Here is a 12,126-nt window from a genome sequence, read left to right as displayed (position 1 = left end):
GGGTTGGATGGGGGCATGCGTACCACCACCCCCCTCCGACGTGCCCTGATCGCCGTGACCGCGACCGCGGCCGTCGTTCTCACCGCGACGGGTTCCGCGGTCGCGGTTCCCGTCTCCGGGACGGCCGCGGCGCCCCACGCCGCCGCCCCCTCCCTCTCCGCCCTGCATCCCGTCGTCGAACTCGCCGCCGAACGCCTGGCCACCGCCGACCTGGTCGCCGCCGCCAAGTGGGGCACCGACAGCCCCATCGACGACCCCGCCCGCGAACAACAGGTCCTCGACAACGTCGCCGCCCAGGCCCAGCAGCTCGGCGCCGACCCGGACGAGATCCGAGTGATCTTCCGCGACCAGATCGAGGCGAACAAGATCGTCCAGCGCGGTCTGTTCCAGCGGTGGACCGACCACCCCGACGAGGCGCCGACGACCAAGCCGGACCTGAGCGTCGTACGGCAGGAGATCAACCGTGTGACCAGCGCACTGGTCGAGGCCCTCGCCACCACCGCCGACGACCGCGGCGCGCTCACCTGCCGTCCCGAGCTGGCGCTGGCCGGCCTCCAGGTCCACCACGAGGATCACCTCGACGCCCTGCACACCAGGGCCCTGGTGCGTGCTCTGCACTCGGTCTGCGGAAGCTGACTCCCACACGACGAAGCGGCCGGCCCACCCCCGTGGGACCGGCCGCTTCCCCAGCGCTACTCGGCCACCGGAAGCCGCGCCCCGTCCCGCAGGAACAACGGGATGCGGTCCAGCGGGGCGTCGACGGTCACCGTCGTGCCGCCCTCGTACGTCTCACCGGTCCACGCGTCCGTCCAGGTCGCGCCCGCCGGGAGATAGGTCGTACGGGCCGTCGCGCCCGCCGTGAGCACCGGCGCGACCAGAAGATCCGCGCCGAAGAGATACGCGTCGTCGACCGTCCACGTCGCCTGGTCGTCCGGGAACTCCAGGAACAGCGGGCGCATCGGCGTCAGGCCCTCCTCGTGGGCCTCGCGCATGACCTTCAGGACGTACGGCTTCAGCCGCTCGCGCAGGCGCAGGTACTTCTCCATGATCGCGCCGGCCTCCTTGCCGTACGACCACACCTCGTTGGGGCCGCCGGTCATCTCCGGTCCCAGCGGCATGCCCGGGTCGCGGAAGCCGTGCAGCCGCATGAGCGGGGACAGGGCGCCGAACTGGAACCAGCGGACCATGACCTCGCGGTACGCCGGGTCGTCTGGGTCGCCGCCGTGGAAGCCGCCGATGTCCGTGTTCCACCACGGAATGCCGGACATCGCGGTGTTGAGACCCGCGGCGATCTGCTCGCGCAGGGTCGGGAAGTCGGTGCCGATGTCACCGGACCACAGGGCGGCGCCGTAGCGCTGACTGCCCGCCCAGGCCGAGCGGTTGAGGGTGATGACCTCCTCGCCGGCGGCCGTCAGGCCCTCGTGGAAGGTGCGGGAGTTCTCGGCCGGGTACATGTTGCCGACCTCGAGGCCGGGCCCCGCCCAGTAGCGCAGGTTCTCCTGGAATCCGGGCTTGAGTTCCGGCTCGCAGGCGTCCAGCCAGAAGGCCGTGATGCCGTACGGGGCAAGGTAGTTGTCGCGGACCTTCGACCACATGAACTCCCGGGCCTCCGGGTTCGTGGCGTCGTAGAAGGCGACCTGGACGGTGGAGGCGACCCCCTTGTCGGGCCAGTCGGCGTGCGCCATCGGGCCGTACTGGGTGCCGATGAAGTAGCCGCGCTGCTCCATGACCAGGTGGTTCTCGCTGAGCGGCGACACCGACGGCCAGACGCTGACCACCAACTTGACGCCCATCTCCTCCAGTTCACGGACCATCGCCGCCGGGTCGGGCCACTCGGCCGGGTCGAACTTCCACTCGCCGAGGTGCGTCCAGTGGAAGAAGTCACAGACGATCGCGGAGAGGGGAAGCCCGCGCCGCTTGTACTCCCGTGCCACGGACAGGAGTTCGTCCTGGGTGCGGTAACGCAGCTTGCACTGCCAGAACCCCGCCGCCCACTCCGGCAGCATCGGCGTCCGGCCGGTCACCCCGCTGTAGCGGCGCTGACCGTCGGCCGGGGAGCCCGCGGTGATCCAGTAGTCGATCTGGCGGGCCGAGTCGGCCACCCAGCGCGTGCCGTTGCGGGCGAGTTCCACGCGACCGATCGCCGGGTTGTTCCAGAGGAGGGTGTAGCCGCGACTGGAGGCCAGAACCGGGATGCCCACCTCGGCATTGCGCTGGATCAGGTCGAGGACCAGGCCCTTCTGGTCCAGCTTGCCGTGCTGGTGCTGGCCGAGGCCGTACAGCTTCTCGTCGTCGTAGGCGGCGAAGCGCTGCTCCAGCCGGTGGTGGCCGTTGCCGACCGCGGTGTACAGACGCGAGCCGGGCCACCAGAAGTGGGCGCGGGCCTCCGCGAGCAGCTCGGCGGAGTCCGCCGAGCGCAGGAAGCGGAGCTGCCCCTCGGCGTCGACGTGGACCGTCAGTGCGCCCACCGTCAACTGGCCTTCCCCGTCACCGATCTTGACCGTGCTCTCGGTGGCCGGCGGCTCGTCGAGCAGGGCGCCCGGCAGCCCCTCGAGGATCGGCCCGCCGAGCCGGGCACGCACCCGGACCGCGTCCGGACCCCAGGGCTCGACACGGACGGTCTCCTGGCGCCCGCTCCACTCCAGCGCGCCGTCCCGCTCCCGGAACGTACCGACGGTGGGAGACGACTGCGCGAGAGTGACCTTGGGCTGGTTTTCGGCAGGCTGATTCACGAGGAGTGCTCCTGAAGGAATGCAGACAGGGGCGTGCCGCACAGGCACGGGACGCGTGGTGTGTGAGGTGTGGTGCGTGACGTGTCAGGTGGTCGAAGGCGCCGGGCCGGTGCTCGCCCGGACCGTCAACTCGGGCTCGATCAGGACCACTTCGTCCTCACCGCGGCCCTCCAGCTTGGCGACCAGCCGCTCCAGGGCGTGCCGGCCCATCTCCTGGGCGGGAATGGCGACCGACGTCAGCCGCACCGAGGCCTGGACGGCGACCTGTTCGGGGCAGATCGCGACCACCGAGACGTCCTCGGGAATGGCCCGGCCCTGCTGGCGCAGCAGCGCGAGCAGCGGCTCGACCGCCTGCTCGTTCTGCACGACGAAGCCCGTGGTGGACGGACGCTCGTCGAGGACGCGGGCGAGCGTCACGGCCATCGCGTCGTACCCGCCGTCGCACGGCCGGTGCAGCAGTCGTACGCCCAACTCCTGGGCCCGCGACCGGAGTCCGTCCAGAGTGCGCTCGGCGAAACCGGTGTGCCGTTCGTAGACCGCGGGGGCCTCGCCGATGACAGCGATGTCGCGGTGACCGAGCTTCGCGAGGTGCTCGACGCACAGCGCGCCGGTGGCCCGGAAGTCGAGGTCGACGCAGGTGAGCCCGGAGGTGTCGGCGGGCAGGCCGATGAGCACGGAGGGCTGGTCGGTGCCGCGCAGGAACGGCAGCCGCTCGTCGTCGAGTTCGACGTCCATCAGGATCATCGCGTCGGCGAGCCCGCTGCCGGTGACGCGCCGTACGGCGTCGGGACCCTCCTCGCCGGTGAGCAGCAGGACGTCGTAGCCGTGCGTCCGTGCGGTGGTGGCCACCGCGATGGCGATCTCCATCATCACCGGCACGTACATGTCGGTGCGGAGCGGGATCATCAGCGCGATGATGTTCGACCTGCTACTGGCGAGGGCGCGGGCGCCGGCGTTCGGGTGGTAGCCGAGCTCGCGGATGCTCTCCTCGACGCGCTGCCGGGTGGTCGTCGAGATGGACCGCTTGCCACTGAGGACATAGCTCACCGTGCTCGCCGAGACTCCGGCGTGCTGGGCGACCTCGGCGAGGGTGACCATCCAGCTCTCCAAGCTTTGTGAAGCGCTTCGACAGTGCGCAGTGCGAACAATGGTGGGTGGGGGTGGTTCGACAGTAGCTCCCCCGGGAGTGGGTGTCCATAGGTTGTCGAAGCGCTTCGACAAGGACTCGTGGGCGAGCGGCGCGCGAAGCAGGCCCCGACACCGGCGAACCCGCTCCGGCCTGCCCGTTCACGCCCGCGACGGGGTACGGCCTCTTGCCTACCACGACCGGCCTCGGGGGGCCATGGAACGGAGACGCGAGAACCCGTCCGGTGGGGGGGGGCCGGTGAGAGCGGGATGAGCACGGTACACCTGGGGCGGAGTGCTGCTCGCCCGGCAGGTGACGATGCTGCCGGGCGAGCAGCACCCCGCCCACCCCGACCTCGGGCCACCCGGACGCGCGACCATCCACGGCGGCACCGCCCACCTCGAGGACACCGAGGCCGTCGTCCCGCGCACTCGCGGAGCCGCCTGGACCTCCGGCCCTCCTGCGCCCGCAGGGCCGTGCGGACTCCCGGCGCCCCCTGCACCAGCTGCGCCGTTCGGCCCCCGCGGCCGTCCGGGCCCCGGCCGTCGCAGCGATCCGGCCGACGTCCAGTCCTTCACCGACCCCGCAGCCCGCCCGTCCTGCGCGGCGACCGCCTCCAGGCCCGCCCGGCCGCCCGGGGCATGCCCGGATCTCCGGCCCTCCTGGAGCCCGCAGGGCCACCAGGGCCCCGCCCCCTGAGGCTGTCGCCAGCGAGTCGCTCGGCGTCCAGTTCCTCGCCGACCCCGCAGCCCGCCCGTCTGCGCGGTGACCGCCCTCAGGCCCGCTCGGGCCCCTGGGGCAAGCCCGGATCTCCGGCGCCCCGGAGCCCGCACGGCCACCCCGACCCCTGGCCCCCTGAGGCTGTCGCCAGCGAGTCGCTCGGCGTCCAGTTCCTCATCCGACCCCGCAGCCCGCACCTCCTGCGCGGCGACCGCCTCCAGGCCCGCTCGGCCGCCCGGGGCATGCCCGGATCTCCGGCCCCCGGAGCCCGCAGGGCCACCCGGCCCCGGCCTCCCTCGGGGCCCCTTCAGGTCGTCGCAGCGAGCCGGTCGGCTTTCAGTTCCTCATCCGACCCCGCAGCCCGCCCGGCCCGCGCGGCGACCGCCTCCAGGCCCGCCCCGGCCCGGCGGCAACCTTCCCCCGCGCGCGGTCACGGATGGGACGTCGCACGGATGGGACGTCGCACGGATGGGACGTCGCACGGAGAGGGCATCGGCCGGAGCGGCTGCTCCTTCGTCCGCCCGGACAGCACCACCTAGGCCGCCCTCGGCGTCGATGACTTCACCCCGCCACTCGTCCGGCGGAAGCCCCTGAGCGACGACAGCTGCGTCTGCGGCACCGAGGTCCACCAAGGCACCAGCCGACTGGACACCAAGTCGTTTTCCGTCGACATCGGCCGAACGGCCGCACGAAGGGTGGTGGCCTCGCCCTGGATCGGGTACATACGATCGGGTAGCACCCGTCGGTAACCATACGGCCCCCAAGATCCCGATTCACGACGAGGTGAGCCTGATGTCCGCACCGTCCACCAAGCCCGTCGTCACCGAGCGCGAGGCCCGCGAGGTGGCGGAGGCCGCCCGGGAACAGGACTGGCGCAAGCCCAGCTTCGCCAAGGAACTGTTCCTCGGTCGTTTCCGGCTCGACCTCATCCACCCCCACCCGATGCCCCCCGAGGAGGACGCCCAGCGCGGCGAGGACTTCCTGGCCAAGCTCCGCGACTTCTGCGAGACCAAGGTGGACGGCGCCCTCATCGAACGCGAGGCCCGGATCCCCGACGACGTCGTGGACGGGCTCAAGGAACTCGGCGCCTTCGGCATGAAGATCGACACCAAGTACGGCGGCCTCGGCCTCACCCAGGTGTACTACAACAAGGCGCTGGCCCTCGCGGGCTCCGCGAGCCCCGCGATCGGCGTGCTGCTGTCGGCCCACCAGTCGATCGGCGTGCCCCAGCCGCTGAAGCTCTTCGGCACGCAGGAGCAGAAGGAGCGGTTCCTGCCCCGGTGTGCCCGCACCGACATCAGCGCCTTCCTCCTCACCGAACCGGACGTCGGCTCCGACCCGGCACGCCTCGCGACCAGCGCGGTGCCCGACGGGGACGACTACATCCTCGACGGAGTGAAACTGTGGACCACCAACGGCGTGGTGGCCGACCTGCTCGTCGTGATGGCCCGCGTCCCCAAGTCCGAGGGCCACAAGGGCGGCATCACCGCCTTCGTCGTGGAGACCGCCTCACCCGGCATCACCGTCGAGAACCGCAACGCCTTCATGGGCCTGCGCGGCATCGAGAACGGCGTCACCCGCTTCCACCAGGTCCGGGTGCCCGCGGCCAACCGCATCGGCCCCGAGGGCACGGGCCTGAAGATCGCCCTGACCACCCTGAACACCGGGCGCCTCTCGCTGCCCGCCTCCTGCGTGGCCGCCGGCAAGTGGTGTCTGAAGATCGCCCGCGAGTGGTCCGCGGCCCGCGAACAGTGGGGCAAACCGATCGCCCACCACGAGGCCGTCGGCTCCAAGATCTCCTTCATCGCGGCGACGACCTTCGCCCTGGAGGCCGTGCTCGACCTCTCGAGTCAGATGGCCGACGAGAACCGCAACGACATCCGTATCGAGGGAGCCCTCGCCAAGCTCTACGCCTCCGAGATGGCCTGGCTCATCGCCGACGAACTGGTCCAGATCCGCGGCGGCCGGGGCTTCGAGACCGCCGATTCCCTCAGGGCCCGCGGCGAGAAGGCCGTCCCCGCCGAACAGGTCCTGCGCGACCTGCGCATCAACCGCATCTTCGAGGGCTCCACGGAGATCATGCACCTGCTGATCGCCCGCGAGGCCGTCGACGCCCACCTCTCGGTCGCGGGCGACCTCATCGACCCGGAGAAGTCCCTCGGCGACAAGGCGAAGGCGGGCGCGAACGCGGGCGTCTTCTACGCCAAATGGCTCCCGAAGCTGGTAGCGGGACCGGGCCAACTCCCCACCTCCTACGCCGAGTTCAAGCGCGAAGTAGACCTCTCGGTACACCTGCGCTACGTCGAACGAACGGCCCGCAAACTCGCCCGCTCCACCTTCTACGCCATGTCCCGCTGGCAGGGCCGGATGGAGACCAAGCAGGGCTTCCTCGGCCGCGTCGTCGACATCGGCGCCGAACTCTTCGCGATGAGCGCGGCCTGCGTACGCGCCGAACTCCTCTACACCACCGAATCCCACGGCCGTGAGGCCTACCAACTCGCCGACGCCTTCTGCCACCAGTCCCGCCTGCGCGTCGAGGAACTCTTCGGCCGCCTGTGGAACAACACCGACGACCAGGACCGCAAGGTCGTCAAGGGAGTCATGTCCGGCACCTACTCCTGGCTGGAGGACGGCATCGTCGACCCCTCGGGCGAGGGCGTCTGGATCGCGGACGCCACCCCCGGCCCTTCGGAGAAGGAGAACATGCACCGGCCCATCCGGTGACAGGACGATCCCCCTCCCGCAACCCGAGAAGGGGACGCGCTGTCCTCACACACCCTCTTTACGGCCACAATGGAGGGATGAGCGACAGTCCAGCCCCCCGAGGGCACGGGCCGGAAGCCCCGTCCGCCCCGCGACGCCATGCACCCACTCCCGCCGTGCCGGGCGCCGACCCAGGTACATCCAGTACGAGGGCCGACGCCCGGCACGGCGAGAGCACGCACCTGACGCCGCAGAGCCCGCCCTCCGGGCGGACGACGGGGCTTCCGGCCCGCGCCCTCGCCGACCCGCACCTGGTCTACGACCCCCTCCCGGGCGACGGTCCCAAGGACGTGGTGATCCTCGGCTCCACGGGCTCCATCGGCACCCAGGCCATCGACCTCGTGCTGCGCAACCCCGACCGGTTCCGGGTGACCGGGCTCTCCGCCAACGGCGGCCGGGTCGCGCTCCTCGCCGAGCAGGCGCACCGGCTGAAGGCGCGAACCGTCGCCGTCGCCCGCGAGGACGTCGTACCGCAGCTGCGCGAGGCGCTCAGCGGTCTCTACGGCACGGGCGAGCCGCTCCCCGAGATCCTCGCCGGCCCGGAGGCGGCCACACAGCTCGCCGCCTCCGACGCGCACACCGTCCTCAACGGCATCACCGGATCCATCGGCCTCGCCCCGACCCTCGCCGCCCTGGAGGCGGGCCGCACCCTCGCGCTCGCCAACAAGGAGTCGCTCATCGTGGGCGGCCCGCTGGTGAAGGCCCTCGCCAAGCCCGGGCAGATCATCCCGGTCGACTCCGAGCACGCGGCCCTCTTCCAGGCCCTGGCCTCCGGGACGAGGGCCGACGTACGCAAGCTCGTCGTCACCGCGTCCGGCGGCCCCTTCCGCGGCCGTACGAAGGCCGACCTCGCTCAGGTGAGCGTCGCGGACGCCCTCGCCCACCCCACCTGGGCCATGGGCCCGGTCATCACGATCAACTCCGCGACCCTCGTCAACAAGGGGCTGGAGGTCATCGAGGCACACCTCCTCTACGACATTCCCTTCGACCGCATTGAGGTGGTCGTGCATCCCCAGTCGTATGTCCACTCGATGGTTGAGTTCACGGACGGATCCACGATCGCGCAGGCGACGCCCCCCGACATGCGCGGGCCGATCGCCATCGGCCTGGGCTGGCCCGAGCGCGTCCCCGACGCGGCGCCCGCCTTCGACTGGAGCAAGGCGTCGAGCTGGGAGTTCTTCCCGCTCGACAACGAGGCGTTCCCCTCGGTGAACCTCGCGCGACACGTGGGACAGCTCGCGGGCACGGCCCCGGCGGTGTTCAATGCCGCCAACGAGGAGTGCGTCGAGGCCTTCCGGGCCGGCGCACTGCCGTTCAACGGGATCATGGAGACCGTGACCCGGGTGGTGGACGAGCACGGCACCCCGCGCGGGGGAACCTCGCTCACCGTCGCGGACGTCCTCGAAGCGGAGACCTGGGCGCGGACCCGGGCCCGGGAACTGACGGCACAGACGGCGGAGGCCCGTGCATGACGACCCTGATGTTCATCCTCGGCATAGGGCTCTTCGCCTTCGGCCTTCTGGTGTCGATCGCGTGGCACGAGCTGGGGCATCTGTCCTTCGCCAAGCTCTTCGGCATCCGCGTGCCGCAGTACATGGTCGGCTTCGGACCGACCGTCTTCTCGCGCAAGAAGGGCGAGACGGAGTACGGCATCAAGGCCGTCCCCTTCGGCGGCTACATCCGCATGATCGGCATGTTCCCGCCCGGCGACGACGGCCGTATCAGCGCCCGCTCCACCTCCCCGTGGCGCGGCATGATCGAGGACGCCCGCTCGGCCGCCTTCGAGGAGCTCCAGCCCGGCGACGAGAAACGCCTCTTCTACACCCGTAAGCCCTGGAAACGCGTCATCGTGATGTTCGCCGGCCCCTTCGCGAACCTGATCCTCGCGGTGGCGCTGTTCCTCACGGTGCTCATGGGCTTCGGCATCTCCCAGCAGACCAACACGGTCAGCTCCGTCTCCAAGTGCGTGATCTCCCAGAGCCAGAACCGCCAGACCTGCAAGGCCTCCGACCCCGCCTCCCCGGCCGCGGCGGCCGGCCTCAAGGCGGGCGACAAGATCCTCTCGTTCGACGGCGTGAGGACGGACGACTGGAACAAGCTCTCCGACCTCATCCGCGCCAACCCCGACAAGACGGTCCCGATCGTCGTCGAGCGGGACGGCAAGGACGTCACCCTCACCGCGAAGATCGCGAGCAACCAGGTCGCCAAGAAGGACTCCAGCGGGCAGTACGTCCAGGGCGAGTACGTCACCGCCGGCTTCCTCGGCTTCAGCGCGGCCACCGGCATCGTCAAGCAGGACTTCGGCGACTCCGTGGTCTGGATGGGCGACCGCGTCGGCGAGGCCGTCGACTCCCTGGCCGCCCTGCCCGGCAAGATCCCGGCCCTGTGGAACGCGGCCTTCGGCGACGCCCCGCGCGAGCCGGACTCCCCGATGGGCGTGGTCGGCGCGGCGAGGGTGGGCGGCGAGATCTTCACGCTCGACATCCCCCCGACCCAGCAACTCGCCATGGCGCTCATGCTGGTCGCGGGCTTCAACCTCTCCCTGTTCCTCTTCAACATGCTCCCGCTGCTGCCCCTGGACGGCGGCCACATCGCGGGCGCCCTGTGGGAGTCCCTGCGCCGCAACCTGGCGAAGGTCCTGAAGCGCCCGGACCCGGGCCCGTTCGACGTGGCGAAGCTGATGCCGGTGGCTTATGTGGTGGCGGGGATCTTTATCTGCTTTACGGTCCTCGTTTTGATCGCGGATGTAGTTAATCCGGTCAAACTCAGCTGAGAATCGGTCATTTTCTATCACCGTGGTGATAGCGCCGTGATAGCGCCTCGCCTTTCGCTCGTGTAGCTCACACGGGTGAAAGGCGAGGCTTATTCGTACGGAGCAGGTGCGGACTTCGTACGTTCTTGCTGTTCATGGATGACCCCAGCGGTGCGCCAACACCCTGGGGTCTGGCCAGTCTCGAAGGATCCGAGGCGCTCGCCGTCGCCGCGTACATGCGGGTCTCGACAGCGGAGCAGGAGAGAAGGTACGGAATTCCGGCTCAGGCCGACGCCACTCGAACGTTCGTGGAGAAGCGCTCGGCGTGGCGACTCGCGGGATCCTGGGAAGACCTCGGCGAATCAGGCTCGACGACTTCGAGGCCTGCACTGAATGAGCTGCTCGCGGAAATCGCCGCAGGCCTGTTCGACGTCGTACTCGTGTCAAGCTGAGTGCTGCGACCAGGCATTGGGGGAACCGGGACTCGGCGACCCCGGGAAAGTCCGGCTCCGGCAGCGAACCTGGTTGGCGGACGGTGTGTGGGCGAAGATCGTGGAGATCCTCGGTGAGGAGGGAGGGAGCACTCCTGTGCTGAGCCACGGAACCGCTCCGGCACTGTCCATCAGCTCCGGGCCCGTCGCTGAGCCACAGCCCAGTATCTCGCTGGGTGCCCGCGTGGTTAACCCGGTGAGAATCTCCTAGCCATACGGCGTTCGAGGCGGCCCGGCACGCTCTGTGCCGGGCCGTCTTCCATTGAGTGGGTTTGCGGGCCGGGATGTGCTGGTGCCGGGGCTCGTGCCGTAATCTCGAAGTCCGGAGCCCGGCGCTGACGGGACCTGGACCTTGATCCACGACTTGGGGTTGCACAGCAGATGACTGCGATTTCTCTCGGCATGCCGTCCGTTCCGACCAGGCTCGCCGAGCGCCGGAAGAGCCGGCAGATCCAGGTCGGCACGGTGGCTGTGGGCGGCGACGCCCCGGTCTCCGTCCAGTCGATGACGACCACCCGCACCTCGGACATCGGCGCGACGCTCCAGCAGATCGCCGAGCTCACGGCGTCCGGCTGCCAGATCGTGCGTGTGGCCTGCCCGACCCAGGACGACGCCGACGCCCTCGCGACCATCGCGCGCAAGTCGCAGATCCCGGTGATCGCGGACATCCACTTCCAGCCCAAGTACGTCTTCGCGGCGATCGAGGCCGGCTGTGCGGCCGTACGCGTCAATCCCGGCAACATCAAGCAGTTCGACGACAAGGTCAAGGAGATCGCGCGGGCCGCGAAGGACCACGGCACGCCGATCCGGATCGGCGTCAACGCGGGTTCGCTGGACCGCCGGCTGCTCCAGAAGTACGGCAAGGCGACCCCCGAGGCGCTGGCCGAGTCCGCCCTGTGGGAGGCCTCCCTCTTCGAGGAGCACGACTTCCGGGACATCAAGATCTCGGTCAAGCACAACGACCCGGTCGTGATGGTCGAGGCGTACCGCCAGCTCGCCGCCCAGTGCGACTACCCGCTGCACCTCGGCGTGACCGAGGCGGGCCCCGCCTTCCAGGGCACGATCAAGTCGGCCGTGGCCTTCGGCGCGCTGCTCTCCCAGGGCATCGGCGACACCATCCGGGTGTCGCTGAGTGCCCCGCCGGTCGAGGAGGTCAAGGTCGGCAACCAGATCCTGGAGTCCCTGAACCTCAAGCAGCGCGGCCTGGAGATCGTCTCCTGCCCGTCCTGCGGTCGCGCCCAGGTCGACGTCTACAAGCTGGCCGAAGAGGTCACCGCGGGTCTGACCGGCATGGAGGTCCCGCTCCGCGTCGCGGTCATGGGCTGCGTGGTGAACGGCCCCGGCGAGGCCCGCGAGGCCGACCTCGGCGTCGCCTCCGGCAACGGCAAGGGCCAGATCTTCGTCAAGGGCGAGGTCATCAAGACCGTCCCCGAGTCGAAGATCGTGGAGACCCTCATCGAAGAGGCGATGAAGATCGCCGAGCAGATGGAGGCGGAGGGCATCGCCTCCGGCGAGCCGTCGGTGTCCGTCGCGGGCTGACAT

At 70.2% G+C, this 12,126-nt stretch carries 8 protein-coding genes; 6 read left to right on the top strand and 2 right to left on the bottom strand.

Features of this window, described 5'->3' with window-relative positions:
• Window positions 1–15: 15 nt before the first annotated feature.
• A complete protein-coding gene (locus tag OG841_RS13915) occupies window positions 16–636 on the top strand; it encodes a chorismate mutase (protein WP_371565452.1) in 621 nt (206 codons plus the stop codon).
• A 56-nt stretch (window positions 637–692) separates the two neighbouring features.
• Here the strand turns inward: OG841_RS13915 and OG841_RS13910 are convergent, their stop codons facing one another.
• Both OG841_RS13910 and OG841_RS13905 read right to left on the bottom strand, forming a co-directional pair.
• On the bottom strand, window positions 693–2,732 hold the full coding sequence (locus tag OG841_RS13910) for a glycoside hydrolase family 31 protein (RefSeq protein ID WP_371565450.1): 2,040 nt from the start codon (window positions 2,730–2,732) through the stop codon (window positions 693–695).
• Window positions 2,733–2,816: 84 nt separating this feature from the next.
• On the bottom strand, window positions 2,817–3,830 hold the full coding sequence (locus OG841_RS13905; protein ID WP_328641190.1) for a LacI family DNA-binding transcriptional regulator: 1,014 nt from the start codon (window positions 3,828–3,830) through the stop codon (window positions 2,817–2,819).
• 1,540 nt (window positions 3,831–5,370) lie between these two features.
• Between OG841_RS13905 and OG841_RS13900 the strand changes: the two genes are divergently transcribed.
• The 5 genes from OG841_RS13900 to ispG all read left to right on the top strand — a co-directional run bounded on the left by OG841_RS13900 (window position 5,371) and on the right by ispG (window position 12,123).
• Entirely contained in the window at window positions 5,371–7,302 is a 1,932-nt protein-coding gene (locus OG841_RS13900; protein ID WP_328641191.1) for an acyl-CoA dehydrogenase family protein, read from the top strand.
• 77 nt (window positions 7,303–7,379) lie between these two features.
• On the top strand, window positions 7,380–8,813 hold the full coding sequence (gene dxr, locus OG841_RS13895; protein ID WP_328641192.1) for a 1-deoxy-D-xylulose-5-phosphate reductoisomerase: 1,434 nt from the start codon (window positions 7,380–7,382) through the stop codon (window positions 8,811–8,813).
• A gap of 8 nt (window positions 8,814–8,821) precedes the next feature.
• Window positions 8,822–10,114 (top strand): M50 family metallopeptidase, encoded by a 1,293-nt coding sequence (locus OG841_RS13890; RefSeq protein WP_328643670.1) that lies wholly within the window; start codon window positions 8,822–8,824, stop codon window positions 10,112–10,114.
• Between the two features lie 134 nt (window positions 10,115–10,248).
• Entirely contained in the window at window positions 10,249–10,545 is a 297-nt protein-coding gene (locus OG841_RS13885; RefSeq protein WP_328641193.1) for a recombinase family protein, read from the top strand.
• Window positions 10,546–10,965: 420 nt separating this feature from the next.
• The gene (gene ispG, locus OG841_RS13880; RefSeq protein ID WP_057616679.1) at window positions 10,966–12,123 is read left to right on the top strand and encodes a flavodoxin-dependent (E)-4-hydroxy-3-methylbut-2-enyl-diphosphate synthase; all 1,158 of its coding nucleotides are present in this window, start codon (window positions 10,966–10,968) and stop codon (window positions 12,121–12,123) included.
• Window positions 12,124–12,126 lie beyond the last annotated feature (3 nt).

It is taken from the genome of Streptomyces canus (genome assembly GCF_041435015.1).
Taxonomy (GTDB): Bacteria; Actinomycetota; Actinomycetes; order Streptomycetales; family Streptomycetaceae; genus Streptomyces; species Streptomyces canus_G.
Note: the sequence above shows the minus strand (reverse complement) of the source record. Positions and strands in the feature narration are given on the sequence as shown.

What these genes read in the sequence shown, in the direction of transcription:
- OG841_RS13915 (WP_371565452.1), top strand. Translation starts at nt 16, where the DNA reads ATGCGTACCACCACCCCCCTCCGACGTGCCCTGATCGCCGTGACCGCG.
- OG841_RS13905 (WP_328641190.1), bottom strand. Translation starts at nt 3,830, where the DNA reads ATGGTCACCCTCGCCGAGGTCGCCCAGCACGCCGGAGTCTCGGCGAGC.
- OG841_RS13900 (WP_328641191.1), top strand. Translation starts at nt 5,371, where the DNA reads ATGTCCGCACCGTCCACCAAGCCCGTCGTCACCGAGCGCGAGGCCCGC.
- dxr (WP_328641192.1), top strand. Translation starts at nt 7,380, where the DNA reads ATGAGCGACAGTCCAGCCCCCCGAGGGCACGGGCCGGAAGCCCCGTCC.
- OG841_RS13890 (WP_328643670.1), top strand. Translation starts at nt 8,822, where the DNA reads ATGTTCATCCTCGGCATAGGGCTCTTCGCCTTCGGCCTTCTGGTGTCG.
- OG841_RS13885 (WP_328641193.1), top strand. Translation starts at nt 10,249, where the DNA reads ATGGATGACCCCAGCGGTGCGCCAACACCCTGGGGTCTGGCCAGTCTC.
- ispG (WP_057616679.1), top strand. Translation starts at nt 10,966, where the DNA reads ATGACTGCGATTTCTCTCGGCATGCCGTCCGTTCCGACCAGGCTCGCC.